We start from the raw sequence: 15069 nt of genomic DNA, 5'->3' as shown, positions 1-15069 counted from the left end.
GTCACTTTCGAAAAGCGCGAAAGTAACCAAAGCGCTTTGCCCCTTACGTTCGGTGCCTCGCCAAGGCTCGGCATGCCCTCGCTCCGGTCCTGCTCCGTGGGCCCGCCGCCATCGGCCATCCATGGCCAGCGGCGGCTAACCCGGCATCCATGCCGGGTTGCCCACTGCGCAGAACCTCCACTCGGCCTCTCGAGGGGGCAAGAAGATCAAGATCAAAAGCCAAAGCAAAAGCGAGGCGGCCGACCGGCCGGCCTGATCGCGGGGTTCGTTCGCCTGTGAGCATTGAGTCTGCTGGCAGGTCGTCATCGCGAGCAAGCTCGCTCCTACAGTTGGGCTGGGTACATTCGAAAGAAATTGGTCGGCTGTCAGGCCGCCTTCGCGAGCAAGCCCGCTCCCACAGAAAAGCAGAGGCAAAGCGGCGTACACCCACGCTCTTCACCACTCAACAGGCCGAGCGTTAGCTCGCCTGCAGCTCTTGATCTTGATCCACCCGCCCCCTCGGCAGGCTGAGTGGAGGCGTTCATCCGGGGGCAGGCGCGCAGCGCCGTTCGGCGCAGCCGAACACATCGAGAGGAGGTCGAGCGAAGCCGACCGGAGGCGATGCCCCCGGATGAATGCCGGAGCGAAGGAACCCCGAGCCTTAGCGAGGGGCCGTACGTTCGGGGCGAGCGTTTTTTGGGTTACTTTTTTTAGGCGCTTGTAAAAAAAGTGACTCGCCGTAAGGGCGAAACCATAAGTGGCCGTTACCAAAAAAACAGATATGTACTCAGTCAACAAAAGACAGGTCGACTGTCAGGCCGCCTTCGTCGGAACGCCGCCCGGAGCAAGCCCGCTCCCACAATTGGACCGGGTACATCTGGCAGAAATGTATTGGCTGTCAAACCCGCTCCCGAAGTTCAAGGCTGCAATGCCTGGGGCGCGGCGGACTGTTCTTTCGGCAATCCCTCGGTGCCATCGAGGACAACTTTCTCGGCCACGAACTGCCAATCCTTGTAGCTGGCCATACCTTTGAAGTCCGCCCACTCGCTGGGAAAGTTCTCTTGCTTGAGCGGCTTCTGCTCGGACGGGCAGTACACACCACTGATCCGCCCGTCGAAATCACGCATCAGCTCCCATTCGCCACCCGTCATCGGCTCCGGGTACAACTGCCGCAGATGGTGCCTGGCCGACGGAAAACGCTCGTCCTGCACCAGGTCCGCGAGTTCTTTCGGGTACTGGGCCATACCGGGCGAACTGCGGTAATAGCTGCGCAACGCCTGGGCATATTGCGTACCGACCCAGAGCAACTGGTTTTCGCGATCGCGGCGCGCAGCGGTGGCCCACAACTCGCCGGCACTGGCCAGGCCCATGCCTATCACGACGACCAGAAACAACACACCCAGGTAGGTAAAGCCACCCTGGTTCGAAGGTCTACCACTCGGAATACAGGCTGCCATCTCGCGCCCTCCCGCTGGCCCCACTCTTGATATCGGCCACCCCGCCCGCCACGCCATCCGGTGGCGCGACTATGACCCAGGTGTCCTTGCGCTCGGAAATCGGGTCCAGCGGCTGGTTACGCAAATAGCGCAGTTCGACCAGCTGTTCGATGGAATCGGGATATCGTCCGGTGTCCCCGTAATAGTGATCCAGTGCCTCGCGCATGGACGACAGGCTCTGGTGCAAGGTGGTCTCCCTGGAGGCCTCCAGGCTGCTGAAGTAGCGTGGTAAGGCGATCGTCATCAGGGTCGCGATGATTGCCATGACCACCATCAGTTCAATCAGGGTAAAACCCTTTTGCCGACGCATATGCTCACCACTCTCGGTAGGTGATGCCATTGAGACCCTTGCCGCGGGCCTTGGAGTAAACGTCAAAGACGTCCTGGCCCTCCCGCGGGTTCTCAGCCGAACTGTCATAGGAACGCAGGCCCCAGCCGCCCTCGTCGTCACGCTTGACGACTGCCAGCGGGTCACGGGGGATGCGCCGCAGGAAGTAGAACTTGGCGCCCTTGGGGCTGCGCGTGTCACGCACACCCTCGACCAGTACTTGCAGGTTCGGCGGGTAGCCGCTGCTGTCGAGCGACTTTTCGATGTAGCCGGCGTCAACGGCGTGTTTGTAGGCGTCGATGGCATCGCGGATCTGGTACAACGCGGTCCGCAGGTCCTGCTCCTTGCCCCGGCGCACCACGGTCTCGGTCAGCGGTGCGGCCATGCCGGCCAGCAGGCCGACCAGGGCGAGCGTCACCACCACTTCGACCAGGGTAAAACCGCGTTGCGAGGTGTTCATGATCAAGGCTTCCCAACGGTAACGGTGGTGGCGATCGGGGCGCTCATGGGGTTGGCCTGAACCGTGGTGCTCATCGAACGGTCCGGTGCCTGGATGTGCATGCTGGTTTCGGTACCGGTCGGGAATTCCATGTCCGACGGGCTCTGGTACGGCAGGTTGCGCACGATCCGCGGGGTGATCGACAGCACCAGTTCGGATTTGATGACATCGTCCCTGTTGCTGCCGAACAGGCGACCCAGGCCGGGAATGTCGCCAAGGCCGGGAATCTTGTTGCCGGTGGCGCCGTGGTCGTTGCGCACGAGCCCTGCGAGGATCTGGGTTTCGCCGTCATGCAGACGCAAGGTGGTCTGGGCGTTGCGGGTATCGACCTGGACCGGAATGGTGCCCTGAGCGGTCGGCGTCAGCGGCGTGGCGTTACTGACTTCCAGCGCGATCTTGATCGCCACTTCGTTGTTCAGGTGCACGATGGGCTGCACTTCGAGCTTCAGACCGACATCGAGGTAGGTCACGCTTTCGGTGATCACCGGGCCCTGGGTCGAAGGCACCGAGGTGGCGCTGATGATCGGCACGCGCTGACCGATGTGGATGCGCGCCTGTTCGCGGTTGCTGACCCGAATCACGGGGCTGGCCAGGGTATTGATGTCCTTGTCCTGGGCATTGATCTTGGCCTGGGGCGATGGCGAGATGGTAATCCGGCTGGAGTCGATGCCTTTGAGTTGATCAAGAAGGGTCACTGCCGAGCCGTCGCTGTTGACCACGCCGAAGGTGTTGGGCCATTGCAGGCCAAGGTCGAGAATGCGTTGACGGGCGACTTCCATCACTTCCACTTCCAGCACCACTTCCGGGTTGGACTGATCCTGCGATTGCAGGAGTTTTTCCGCCATGCGCACCGCGTCACCGGTATCGCGCATGGTCAGGGTGTTGAGGCGCTCATCGACAAACACGTCGCGGGTCTTGAGCATGGTCTTGATCATGTTCAGCGCCGTGTTGGCATCGATGCTGGTCAGGTAGAAGGTGCGCATCACCAGTTCCTGGTAATCCTTGATCTTCTGCGGCGAGTCCGGGTAGATCAGCACGGTGTTTTCATTCACCACTTTCTGATGCAGCTGGTTCTGTTGCAGCAGCAGCTCCACGGCGTCTTCGATACGCACGTCACGTACGAAGATCGTGGCTTTCATGTCCGGGCGCAGGTCCTTGTCAAAGATGAAGTTCAGGCCGGCGACCTGGGACAGCACTTCGAAAATGGTCTTGAGGTTGGCATCGCGAAATTCCAGGGTCACCGGCCGGTCCAGGCGCGTGCGCAGTTGCGGGTACTGCACCACGTTGCGGCTCTGCACCAGGCGGATGCTGCCTTGCAGTTCCAGGGCGCCTTCGTTCTTCGGGTCCAGTTCGAGAATCTGTCTGACCTGGCGGTCGGCACCGTAGATGTCACCGCGACGCAGGTCGCCACGGGCCAGTTCGAGTTTCTCGTCCATGCTGCGCAGGTAGTCGAGCTGGCGCAGGGAATCCTGGGCACGACGATTGTTCGGTTCGATTTTCAAGACCCGGCTGTAAGTCATGCGGGCCCCGGCGAAATTACGCTGGGTGCGGTCCATGTCGGCCTGCGCCAGCAGCGCCTTCACGGCGAGGGCCCGTCCGTTGTTGAGAGCCATGTGCAGTTCGGTATCGCGAGGATTTTCACGCAACCCCTCTTCGATGCGCGCCAGACCGGCTTCGTACTGGCCCGACTCGATCAGGGCCGAAGCTTCATCCCTGGCAACCTGCGCCGAACTGCACGCGGCCAGCCCTGCGCAAAGACACAGACTCATCAGCAAACGGGATTTGTTCATTCCGTACTCCCCACAGACAAGGTCTGCGCCAAATGCAGAGGCAGGTAGACCAGGCGCAGTTCCTTATCGGAAATCCGCTCGATCCGCCAGGTTTCGTCGATGACATCCCCTTTGCGTACGACGTATATTTTTTCGCCGCTCTGCAAGAACACCTGCAGATCGGAACGGTCATGCAGCCTGCCGACAAACTGGAAGGGCAACGGTGGCGCAGTGGGGACTTGCACCACCGGAGTAACGACTACCGGTTGTTCAGTGACGGTGCCGAGGGCCGGCGCCGCTTTCCAGCTGCGGGCGGCGAACAGATCGCCTGCCGGGCTCAGGTCCTTGATCGGCGCCAGCGCAGCGGCGCTCGATGCAGCCGTCGATGCGCCAGGGGTCTTGCCCTTGGCTGGCGTAGCCACGGTGGCCACCGCAAGGTCGCTGTCGTCGGCCTGTTTGAAGTATTCGGGGAGCCAGGCGAGCGCTGCCGCTACACCGAAGAACGCCACCCAACCCACCACGCGCTTGGTATTCATCATGACCTCGACAGGTAAAGGGTCATGCGGATCCGCCCGGTCAGGTCGGTATCGGCGATATTCTTGCGCGAAAGCTCCACATCCTCGAGCACCACCGCCGGCAACTGGCCGAGCAAGGCGTGCAGGAAACGCCGCAGTTGCGGATAGCTGCCTCGTACCGGCAGCAGAATCTGATAACGGGCCAGGTGCGTCTTGGGGTCCACGCCCAGGGAGTACTCACCCCGGGACAAGGTGATGCGTTCCTGGGCGGCCAGGGCATAGATCTTGTCGATGGCCACGGTGGCCTGGGGCTGGGACGGCAACTTGCTGCGGAAATCGTCGAGCTGGCGCTGCGGCACCACCGGTGCGGCCACGCTGCCGTCTTCGACCTTGGCCAGGTACTCGGTGGCTTCGCGAGTCTGCTGGCTGAGGCTTTGCAGCGACTCCCAGTCCGGCAGCAACCCGACCAGGCCATAGCTCAGCGCCAGCACCAGCATGGCCATCCCTGCCAGCCCCGGAACGCCCAGGCCTTGCAGGTATTCGTGGACGATCAATTTATGGATTTGCATCGCCGATCTCCCAGGTGGCCGACAGGTTGAACTGCACCGGGTGTTCCGGCACGTTGGCGACAATTTCGTGGCTCAGCAGCGACACGTCGGACAGCTCGTCGCTGGCTTCGAGGCGGCGGTGGAAATCGAGCATGGCCTCCAGGTCCTGTGCCTCGGCGCTGATCCGCACCTGGCCTTTGCGGGCGTCCGGGGTCAGGGTCAGCAGGGCAATGTTGTCCCGCGGCATGGCTTCGAGGGTGGCGAACAAGCGCTCCCAGGGGCGGCGCAACTGCTGGGAGACCTTGCGCATTTCCGCCAGGTTCTGCGCCTGCTCGCGGATTTGCGCCGGGGTCAGGCTGAGCTTGCTGCCGGTATCGCCGGTGAGCACCCGCTGTGTGGTTTGCAGGTGGCCTTGCTGTTGTTCGGCCTCGTTGCTCAAATGCTGTTGCACCAGCAGGCAAGTCAGCGTCAGCACCACGCCCCCGGCCAGCAGGCTCCAGCCCAGAGGACCTGCACGGCGGCGCGGCTGAAAGTCGAGCATCAGGGGGCGCATGTCAGGCCACCGCCCGAGACATGAGGTACAGGCAATCGCGTACGGCTGTCCGGTCTTCTTCGAGGGTGCGCAGATGCACACCGGGCACGTCAGGGTGCGAATCGATGCGCGCCGGTGCATGCAGGTAGACATTCAACGGCCGTTCGCTGGTGGACGCCTGCAACTGGTTTTCACGACCGATCAGCGCGGTCAGCGCGGCATCGCTGTCGCTGCAGCCCACCGAGCGCACCGAGGTCCAGCGCCCTTCCCGGGCCAGCAGCAACACGCTGCGCACCGGTTCGGCGACGACGAACAGGAAGTCCCCGGCCTCAAAGCTTTTATCGAAATGATTGAACGCCGCCATCAGGTACGGCTGCACCGAACGCAGGCGCAAACCGCGAGCGCTGACCAGGGCGCGCAGGCGTTCGAGCAAGTCCTGAGGCAGCGCGGTAGCGATGCGGTCGTAACCGGCGGGCTCGGCCGAGAGCACCAGGCTCCAGGGCTGCGTCGGGGCACCGTAGAGGTCTTCGAAACACAGTTGGGCGAAGCCGAGCAATTCGGCCGGGCTGCTGATCTGCTCACTCCAGGGCACCAGGCAATAGCGGCTGAAGTGCCCGGAGATCACCACGGTCAGTTCCGCCCTGGCGACGCTGTGTTCGGCGAGCAACCGGTCGAGGGTGTCGAGGGCCACCGTCCAGGCCTGGAAGCCTTCGTCGATGTAGCCGACGCTGCCCAGCCAACGGGTTGCGGCGCCTTGCCGTTGCCCCAGGCCAACACCGCTGGCGCCGAGCACGGCGACAAATTGCTCACGAGATAAAAGTGACACGATTGATCTCCTCGAGCGTCGTCCGGCCCTGTTCCACCATCTCCAGCGCCGACTCGCGCAACAGGCGCAAGCCACGTTTGCAGGCGTGCGCCTTGATTTTCGAAATGGGCTGGCGCTCGACGATCATCTGCCGCAATTCGTCGTCCAGGTGCAGCAACTCGGCAATCGCGCTACGCCCGCGATAACCGGTGCCCCGGCAATGCCCGCAGCCCTTGCCGTGGACGAACTGGTAGTGAGCGACCTTTTGCGGATCCAGCCCCGAGACCTCCAGTTCTTCTGCTGTCGGGCTGTAAGGGCTGCTGCAGCTGGTGCAGACCAGGCGGATCAAACGCTGGGCCAGCACCGCATTGAGTGCCGAGACCAGGCTGTAAGGATCGATTTCCATCTGGGTGAATCGGCCGATCACGTCGAACACGTTGTTGGCGTGAATGGTGGTGAACACCAGGTGACCGGTGAGCGCCGATTGCACGGCGATCTGTGCGGTGTCCGGGTCGCGGATTTCCCCGACCATGATCTTGTCCGGGTCATGGCGCAGGATCGAGCGCAGGCCCCGGGCGAAGGTCAGGCCTTTCTTCTCGTTGACGGGGATCTGCAGCACGCCCGGCAGTTGATACTCCACCGGGTCTTCAATGGTGATGATCTTGTCCACGCCATGATTGATCTCGGTGATCATCGCGTACAGGGTGGTGGTCTTGCCGCTACCGGTCGGCCCGGTCACCAGCACCATGCCGTAGGGTTCGGCGGCCAGCCGGCGCAGCTGGCGCAGGGTTTCTTCTTCAAAGCCCAGGGCCTGCAGTTGCACGCCACAGACCTTGTCCGCCAGGTCCTGTTTGTCGAGTACCCGCAGCACCGCGTCTTCGCCAAAAATGCTCGGCATGATCGACACCCGGAAGTCGATCTGCCGGCCGCTGATGCCGATCTTGAAGCGGCCATCCTGAGGCACGCGTTTTTCGCCGATGTCCAGTTCGGCCATGACCTTGACCCGGGAAATCACTTGCTCGGCGAATTCGTTGCCCTGGATCTTGCTGATGTTGTTAAGCACACCGTCGATCCGGTACTTGATCACCAGGCCGCTGCCCGTGGTGCCGAGGTGGATGTCGCTGGCGTGCATTTTCAGCGCGTCGTACAGGGTCGAGTTGACCAGTTTGACCACGACGCTGGAGTCTTCGCTGATGCTGGTCAGGGACAGGCTTTGCAGGTTATCGATCTCGGCGCCGGCGTCGCTCTGGGCGTTGAGCGACTCCACCGCATGGAAGCTTTCTTCGTGACGCGCCAGGTAGGCCTTCAGGTCATCGGCATGCACCAGGTACAGCGGCGCGCCTTGCAGGCATTCATCGATCCAGGCCAGGCGTGCACTGTCGAAGGGGTCGGCGAACACACCGATGACCGCATCGTTATGACGCAGCAGAATGAATTCGCGCTTGAGGCATTGGGCCAGGGTCACCCGGTCGAATACCGGCGTGGAATTGAACAGGCTGTCGGTGTCGAGCACCGGGTAGTGCAGGGTTACACCGAGGCATTGAATGAAAGGCATGGGAGCCAGTTCGCACAGTCCCCCCAGAGCGTCCAGCATCCGCTCGCCGGAACTGGTGGCCAGGGCTCGGGCCTGGGCCAGTTGTTCACTGCTGAAACGAGTCGGTGCACATTCCGGTTGCGCCGGTTCTACGGCAAGGGATAGACGGTCCATGGCTTGCTCTCCAACGCCCGGGGCTTTGGGCCCTGTCGGCGCGGCGAGCCATTTCGGCGGGGGCCGGAACGTCTTGTCGCGCCACTACTCCCCGGTGAGCAATTGTTCGTCGTCTGGCGCCATGGAGGCCGATGTACTTTTTCGGCGATCTGCCAGCACCCAACTACCGTCGTACAACTGCAGCGGGAAACTCTCGGTCCTGCTCTGGCGTCGTTCGACAAAGCCTTCGCAAGTGCCCACCCCTGCTTTGGGTTCGCGTTGCCTGCCCAGAAGATCAAGCACGGCACGGGCCAGTTCCGCCAATGGAAACGGTTTGAACAGGATATGGCTGACGCCCAGTTGCCGGGCCCGCTCGCAAACTTCTGCAGTGGGATGCCCTGTGATCAGCACGAAATGACACTTCCTGTTCTGGCGGACGGCATCGAGCACCTGAAAGCCTTCCATATCGGGCAAGCGGTAATCGAACACCATCACATCGGGCGCGAAATCGTCAGCTTCAACGATTCCTTGCGCACCGTCGTGGGCAATCCGGACTTCCAGTGCTTGCGCCTGCAGGTAACCCTGGAGGTTCTCCGCCAGCAACTGTTCGTCATCAACAACCAGTACTTTATTCAACAAGGTGGACTCCTTGAAACCGCAGGTCCGGGTTTTGAACCTGACGGAGTGCGCGCCCTGACTGGACTAACGCACACTTCATGCCAGGCTCGGCGCCGGTAATTTTAGGACTTCATGTCCTTGAATTTAAAAAACAATGCCTTTTCGTAGCGCAATTCCATCCCCCAAAAACGGGGAAAGCGACCGGACTGGCATTGAATATTCCCCCCACTGTTGGGGAAACCCCCTATTGATCGTCAATCCGTTCGATTCGATTCGATTGCGCGAGCGCAATGGCACCGACGCCCTCATCCCGGTTAAGCGTAGCCCTGCGGTTTCGACAGTGGAAGCGACTGCACCGAGTGGTATCGAGTTTCATGATCAGCCTCCGGTCAAGGCGTGGCAGCAATGGGTTTATAGGGGGCAACCAGGTAGAAACGCTGGCCCGGCAGATCCACCGTGACGATATGGGCACCGCTCAAGCCCAGGCGCCGGCCCGGACCAAAGCTGATCAGCGGCGTCAACCCGGTATCGAAGTCACGCAGGCCTTCCAGGGCACTGACCAGCTTCTCGCGACTGGCATTGCGTCCGGCCTGCTTCATGCCTTCGCTGAGCAGCATCATCGAACTGAACGCGCCCACTTGCAGCACCGCGTGCTGGCCGCCGAGGCCCTGATGTTCGCGCAGCTGGGTCAAGGCCAGGCGCCCGGCCAGGGTCCAGTCGCTGGGCACGAACGGATAGGCCAGGAACACCCGCCGGGAAAATCCGCTGGGCATCTGCGTCAGATTGCCCGCCACCTGGTTCGAGACGGCGAACAGGTAAGGCACCTGCCCCGCCGTTTGCAAGCGCTCGGCCAGACGACTGAAGCCGCTGCTGCTGCCCAGGTAGAACACCGAGCGCGACCCCAAGGGAAAATCATCCCCGGCCGGGTCGTAGGCTTGCAGGCGCACCTTTTGCCAGGCGTGTCGCTGCAAGTACTGGCTGAGCTCCTGCGCCGCCAGCCGTTGGCCGGGTTCGTCCGGGTAGGCGATCAGCGTCGGCCCCTGAAGTACCCGCAGGCTGGCCCTGGCGTAGTCGGCCAGGGCGATCAATTGCTCGCGAAGGCCCGGCAGCGGTTCGAATATCTGCGGGCTGGTGTGGGGCGTGCCCTGCAGGGACAACGGCCCGATCAGGGGAATGCCGGCCTGTTCCAGACGCACGGCGAAGCTCACGTCCAATGCCGGCGCCATCGGTGCGATCAGGGCAAACACCTGCTCTTCATCGATTAACCGGTCCAGCGCCTTTTCGGCACTGACGCGGTCGGCGCCGGGGTCGAGGATGGTCAGGCGCAACTGCCGGCCATGAATTCCGCCGGCCTCGTTGATACGCGCCACGCAGCCGTTGAGCACCGCCGCCACCGTGATGCCCTCCTCGCCCAAGGGTCCGGAACCCGGCAACAACGTGCCCAGGTGCAGACTGTCGGGGGCCAGTCCCGGAACGCGGTCTTCGGCCAGGTGCTTGAGGTACGCCGTGAGGTTACGTTGATCGATCATCGACAACACGAACCGTGGCATCGTCGGATCGAGCCGATTGTTGCCCGGGTCGCGCCCCTCCTGCACCGCCCGCGCCAGGGTGATTTCGCTGTAGGCCGGATAACTGCGGCCGTTGATGCGTTGCTGGCCATGGCTGCTGGCCAGTCGCGACCAGCGCAGGTCCGGCGGTCGCACCTCGCCTTCCGCGCGCCCGAGGCCATCTTCGCCATGACAACTGGCGCACGGCAGGCGGGTGGCCGGCAGCAGCATGCCCGCTGCGCCGACCCGGACCATGACCGGTTCGCCGTTGGCCGACACGCCTTCGTGGTACAACCGTTTTCCGGCACTTTCGCTGAGGCTCAGCGGCAGTGCCTGGGCGGTGAGCGCGATGCTGCCGAAGAGCAGCAGGCCAAGGACGAGGGCAGTATTCATGGCCGTGGCTCAGCGACCGGCCACCGGCATTGCCAGCAACTGCAAGCGCTGGGCAATGGCGGCGGCCGGGGTGGCGGGACGGATTTTGCTCCAGCGCCTGTTCGCCGCGTCACCGACGATCAACAAGCTGGAGTGTTGCCCGGGATTCGGCACGATCTGGCCGATGCGACCCCATACAAGGTCCATTTGCACCTTGTCGTCGGTAAGAAAAAACCAGTGGGGCCCATCGATGCCCTGTTTCAAGGTGCAAGCCTTGAGTACCGCCGCAGTGTTGCGCAGCGGATCACTGGTAAGGGAGATAAAGGTGCTGCCGTTCTGGCCCTGCAAGGGTGTGTCGGGGAAGCAGGTTTTCCTGTCGATCGCGCTCATGGCTGATGCTCCATGGCGATGGCGGTGTGCTTGGCGTGGGCGTTGCGTTCACCCCTGAGCTTCTCGACGGCCCGGGCCAGATCCGTCGGTTCGGTGAGACCGTAGTAGCGGGTCCAGAAACGGTTGTTGCCGTCCCCCACCAGAATCAGCGGCGAGTGGTTCTCGAAGCCACCGCTGTAGGCGCCCAGGCCCTTGAGGGTGGCTTCGACCGACTGCGGCGAACCGGTCAGCCAGCTCCAGCCCGGCCCCTTCTGGAAGGTGCGGGCGTAGTCGTTCAGGCGTTGGGGATCATCACGCTGCGGGTCGATGCTGATCGACACCAGTTGCACCTCGGTGCCGACCCGCGCGCCCAATTGTTTCTGCACCTTGCCCATGATCGAGGACACCACCGGGCAGACCGTGGTGCAACTGGTGTAGATGAAGCCCATGACCACGATCTTGTTGCTCACCAGGTCCTTTTCCAGACTGACGACCTTGCCGTCCTGGTCCAGCAGGGCCACGTCGGCAAACCTGATCCGGGCGGTCTCCGGGCTGGCGGTGCTGGCCGCCATGTCGTGCCCGGTGTGCTCGTCCGCCGAGTGAGCCAGCGCCAGGCTGATACCGAAGGCCAACAGGCAGAACGTCAGCAGTGCGCGATGCGCGAATCGGTTCATGTCAGTTTCCTCTTAGTGGGTATCGCCGGGTTCGGCCCGAACACCCGGCGCGACGCCAGACAAGGGCTGGCCCGAGGCTTTGTCCGTCAAACGAAATTGCACGTCGGCAAGGGCCACCGAAACCTCGTCACGCTCCAGCGTCTGCTCGCTCCAGGTGTCGGGCAAAGCGACTTCGTCGAGTGCAGTCGGGGGCGCGGTCCGCCATACCCCGAACCCGATCAAGGCCATCCCGAGAATCACCGCACTGCCAGCGACTGTGATGGTCCTGTCCATGTCAAAACTCCCCTTCAGAATCTGCTAGCCGGCAATCTCGATGCCGAGCATCGATGTCACCAACAACAGCAAATTGATCAGGAACGAAGGGTGGGATATGCCGATCATGGACTCGGGCCTCGCTACGGGTTATCGGGGAACACTTCTCGACAAATCGACCGGAGCAATCCGCATGCCACAAAAAAATACGTTGTTAATCAGCTTGTTATAATTACGACTTGATCGGTCGGGGGATATTCCCCACCCAATCCCCCCACTTTTTCGTCGGGGCCACCATTCCCCACTATTGGGGAAAATTCCCCCGGGGTTTCGATCACAGCGGCGCATCCGCGGACAACCCCTGTAAACGCCGATAGTGGTTCAGCACGTTAGGCACGTAACGTTGGGTTTCGGCGAACGGCGGGACTACATTGCCCCGGCTGAGCACCGCTTGCGGGCCGGCGTTGTAGGCGGCCACGGCGAGGCGGATATCGTTGTCGAACATCGTCATCAGGCGCTTGAGATAGCGGGCGCCGCCCTGGATGTTGGCTTTCGGGTCGTAGGCATTGGTCACACCCATTTCGCGGGCGGTGGCGGGCATCAACTGCATCAGCCCGCGAGCGCCTTTGGGTGAAGTGGCGCGGGCGTTGTAGCGCGATTCGGTCTTGATCACTGCATGCAGCAGGGCCGCCGGTAGTTCGTTGGCCCTGGCTGCCGCCGAAACCAGCTCGGCGTAGGGTTGCGCGGCGATCATCTGCGGTTGCTGATCGCGGCTGACCACCGCTGCATCAGGCTCACGAATCACCCGTTCATAGTGGCGTCCGGGGCGGTGGACATTGGACAGGACATAGTTGCCCTTCGCGTCCACGGAAACGAATACATCGGCCTGTGCGGCGCCAGCGAGCGCGAGTAATCCGAGCAATCCTGCGTTGATGGCTTTCATTGGTACGCCTCCCCTGCCCGGCCCCGAAAAATGGGGCTATTGCCCCAATGGCCGGTAGTAAAACAGCCATACGCAAGCACTGTGCCGTAAGTGAAAAGGCCCGTAGCACAGGGGGTGCAAAAGGATGTCCAGTCATGAGCATGGCAATTGCATGCGCTTGTATAGCGACTCTGCTGTCGACTGAGGGAGATCATCATGAATCAGCGACTGTGTTATGCCCGGCGAACCCAAAGCGGGTTCACCTTGCTCGAACTGTTGGTGGTGCTGGTGGTACTGGGGTTGTTGGCCGGCATCGTGGCGCCGAAGTATTTCGCCCAACTGGGCCGTTCCGAAGTGAAAGTGGCCAAGGCGCAGATAGAAGGCTTGAGCAAAGCCCTGGACCTTTACCGCCTGGAGGTCGGCCATTACCCATCGACCGAACAAGGCTTGCAGGCGCTGGTCAGCGCCCCCGCCGACGAACCGCGCTGGACCGGCCCGTACCTGCAGAAAAAACTCCCGCAAGACCCCTGGGGCCGCAACTACGCCTATCGCTATCCCGGTGAAAACAGCGAGTACGACCTGTTGTCCATGGGCAAGGACGGGCAGCCCGGTGGCGAAGGCGAGAACGCCGAAGTCACCAACTGGAACTGACGGGAATGGCGACCATGCGCTTTCATCTCAAGGCCGTCGGCAAGGCCGGTGTCGTCTCGATGACCGTCGAGGCGCCGGGGCACAGCGAAGCCAGGCGCATCGCCGAAGACCAGGGCCTGCGGGTGGTCAGCCTGCACGCCGAGCGAAATTGGCGCGCGTTGCGCCTGCACAAGCGCGAGACGTTCAACCTGGTGTTGTTCAGCCAGGAACTGACCACTCTGCTCAACGCCGGTCTGCCGTTGATCGATGCGCTGGAAAGCCTGGCGGAAAAGGAAACCGCGCCACAGGCCCGCAAAACCTTGAGTGAACTGGTGCGCCTGCTTTACGAAGGCAAATCGTTTTCCCAGGCCCTGAGCCAGCTGTCGGCGGTTTTCCCGCCGCTGTACGTGGCGCTGGTGCAGTCCAGCGAGAAGACCGGCGCCGTGGGCGACGCCCTGGGCCGCTATGTCAGCTATCGCCAGCGCATGGACGAGGTGCGCCAGAAGATCATCAGCGCTTCGATCTACCCCTTGTTGTTGCTGGTGGTGGGCGGTGGCGTGGTGTTGTTTCTGATGGGGTATGTCGTACCGCGCTTCAGCCTGGTGTTTGAAGGGCTGGGGTCGAACCTGCCATGGATGTCGCAGATCCTGATGAGCAGCGGCATGTTCCTGCACGCCCATCAGGGCGAATTCTTCGGTGGCTTGCTGGCCATCATCGTCGCCCTCACCCTGCTCCAGCGCCAACCGGCGTTTCGTCGGGGGCTGGACCGCCTGATCGAAAAACTCCCCGCGGTGCACCAGCGCATCTTCATGTATGAACTGGCGCGCTTCTACCGTTCGCTGGGGATTCTGCTGCAAGGCGGCATTCCCCTGGTCACCGCCATGGGCATGGTCCGAGGCTTGCTCACCGTCGCCTCCCGCGCGCGCCTGGACCAGGCCTGCGAGCGGGTGCGCGAGGGGCAATCACTGTCTGCCGCGCTGGAACTCAATCACCTGGTAACCCCCGTGTCCCTGCGCCTGCTGCGCGCCGGCGAACAGTCCGGCAACCTCGGGCAGATGATGGAACGCAGCGCCGACTTCTACGACGAAGAAATCAGCCGCTGGATCGAATGGTTCGTGCGGCTGTTCGAACCCTTGCTCATGACCTTCATCGGCCTGTTGATCGGGGTGATCGTGATCCTGATGTACATCCCGATTTTCGAACTGGCCTCGAGCATTCACTGACCCTTTGGTACCGGCCTGGCTGAACGTTGCATTCTTTTTCATTGTTCCCGCCGAATAAATCGGTGCGTTGAACTGTTCATTGAGTTCCCACGGGAAAAAAAGCAGCGCATTGCAATGTTCATCTACGTTCCAATCTGAATTAAAAGACGGAGAACGACATGCTCATCAATAAGCTTTTACTGGCAGTAGCTATTGGCGCGGTTTTGTCGGCGTCTACCGTATTGATTCCGGACAGCCTGTCCGGAGTTTCCAGTGCTCAGGCCAAGGATGGGGGTAGTGGCGGTGGCGGCGGCAGCGGTGGTGG

At 62.1% G+C, this 15069-nt stretch carries 15 protein-coding genes and 2 pseudogenes; 2 read left to right on the top strand and 15 right to left on the bottom strand.

The genetic code is table 11. The features are described 5' to 3' along the window. Window positions 1-896: 896 nt before the first annotated feature. The 15 genes and pseudogenes from KGB28_RS28760 to KGB28_RS28690 all read right to left on the bottom strand — a co-directional run bounded on the left by KGB28_RS28760 (window position 897) and on the right by KGB28_RS28690 (window position 12933). Window positions 897-1436 carry a type II secretion system protein gene (locus KGB28_RS28760; RefSeq protein WP_223448905.1) on the bottom strand — a complete coding sequence of 180 codons (540 nt, stop codon included), beginning with the start codon at window positions 1434-1436 and terminating at the stop codon, window positions 897-899. Continuing rightward, complete coding sequence (locus KGB28_RS28755; RefSeq protein WP_150759549.1) at window positions 1411-1785, bottom strand: type II secretion system protein; 375 nt, start codon at window positions 1783-1785, stop codon at window positions 1411-1413. The genes KGB28_RS28760 and KGB28_RS28755 overlap by 26 nt, the downstream gene beginning before the upstream one ends. 4 nt (window positions 1786-1789) lie before the next feature. Then, window positions 1790-2263, bottom strand: coding sequence for a type II secretion system protein (locus KGB28_RS28750; protein WP_150724258.1), 474 nt, complete (start codon window positions 2261-2263; stop codon window positions 1790-1792). Between the two features lie 2 nt (window positions 2264-2265). Then, a complete protein-coding gene (locus tag KGB28_RS28745; RefSeq protein ID WP_223448904.1) occupies window positions 2266-4092 on the bottom strand; it encodes a secretin N-terminal domain-containing protein in 1827 nt (608 codons plus the stop codon). Next, window positions 4089-4607, bottom strand: coding sequence for a hypothetical protein (locus tag KGB28_RS28740; protein ID WP_223448903.1), 519 nt, complete (start codon window positions 4605-4607; stop codon window positions 4089-4091). The genes KGB28_RS28745 and KGB28_RS28740 overlap by 4 nt, the downstream gene beginning before the upstream one ends. Beyond that, window positions 4607-5155 (bottom strand): type II secretion system protein M, encoded by a 549-nt coding sequence (locus KGB28_RS28735; protein ID WP_223448902.1) that lies wholly within the window; start codon window positions 5153-5155, stop codon window positions 4607-4609. Before KGB28_RS28735 ends, KGB28_RS28740 begins: the two co-directional genes overlap by 1 nt. Then, window positions 5142-5687, bottom strand: coding sequence for a PilN domain-containing protein (locus tag KGB28_RS28730; RefSeq protein WP_223448901.1), 546 nt, complete (start codon window positions 5685-5687; stop codon window positions 5142-5144). Before KGB28_RS28730 ends, KGB28_RS28735 begins: the two co-directional genes overlap by 14 nt. A gap of 1 nt (window position 5688) precedes the next feature. Beyond that, window positions 5689-6492 (bottom strand): hypothetical protein, encoded by an 804-nt coding sequence (locus KGB28_RS28725; protein WP_223448900.1) that lies wholly within the window; start codon window positions 6490-6492, stop codon window positions 5689-5691. Next, complete coding sequence (locus KGB28_RS28720; RefSeq protein ID WP_223448899.1) at window positions 6473-8179, bottom strand: GspE/PulE family protein; 1707 nt, start codon at window positions 8177-8179, stop codon at window positions 6473-6475. Before KGB28_RS28720 ends, KGB28_RS28725 begins: the two co-directional genes overlap by 20 nt. A gap of 84 nt (window positions 8180-8263) precedes the next feature. Continuing rightward, window positions 8264-8797 carry a response regulator gene (locus KGB28_RS28715; protein WP_223448898.1) on the bottom strand — a complete coding sequence of 178 codons (534 nt, stop codon included), beginning with the start codon at window positions 8795-8797 and terminating at the stop codon, window positions 8264-8266. 368 nt (window positions 8798-9165) lie between these two features. After that, window positions 9166-10716 (bottom strand): ABC transporter substrate-binding protein, encoded by a 1551-nt coding sequence (locus KGB28_RS28710; RefSeq protein ID WP_223448897.1) that lies wholly within the window; start codon window positions 10714-10716, stop codon window positions 9166-9168. A gap of 9 nt (window positions 10717-10725) precedes the next feature. Beyond that, window positions 10726-11031: pseudogene (locus KGB28_RS28705) on the bottom strand (hypothetical protein); the annotation flags it as partial. Between the two features lie 50 nt (window positions 11032-11081). Beyond that, window positions 11082-11738 (bottom strand): SCO family protein, encoded by a 657-nt coding sequence (locus KGB28_RS28700; RefSeq protein ID WP_223448896.1) that lies wholly within the window; start codon window positions 11736-11738, stop codon window positions 11082-11084. Between the two features lie 27 nt (window positions 11739-11765). Further along, window positions 11766-12011, bottom strand: a pseudogene (locus KGB28_RS28695) (hypothetical protein); the annotation flags it as partial. Window positions 12012-12324: 313 nt separating this feature from the next. Further along, entirely contained in the window at window positions 12325-12933 is a 609-nt protein-coding gene (locus KGB28_RS28690; protein ID WP_223448895.1) for a lytic transglycosylase domain-containing protein, read from the bottom strand. Between the two features lie 195 nt (window positions 12934-13128). Between KGB28_RS28690 and gspG the strand changes: the two genes are divergently transcribed. Both gspG and KGB28_RS28680 read left to right on the top strand, forming a co-directional pair. Next, complete coding sequence (gspG, locus tag KGB28_RS28685) at window positions 13129-13563, top strand: type II secretion system major pseudopilin GspG (RefSeq protein WP_223448894.1); 435 nt, start codon at window positions 13129-13131, stop codon at window positions 13561-13563. Window positions 13564-13577: 14 nt separating this feature from the next. Continuing rightward, window positions 13578-14765 carry a type II secretion system F family protein gene (locus KGB28_RS28680; protein WP_223448893.1) on the top strand — a complete coding sequence of 396 codons (1188 nt, stop codon included), beginning with the start codon at window positions 13578-13580 and terminating at the stop codon, window positions 14763-14765. Window positions 14766-15069 lie beyond the last annotated feature (304 nt).

This window comes from Pseudomonas sp. BF-R-19, from assembly GCF_019956445.1.
Lineage (GTDB): Bacteria > Pseudomonadota > Gammaproteobacteria > Pseudomonadales > Pseudomonadaceae > Aquipseudomonas > Aquipseudomonas fluorescens_BH.
Note: the sequence above shows the minus strand (reverse complement) of the source record. Positions and strands in the feature narration are given on the sequence as shown.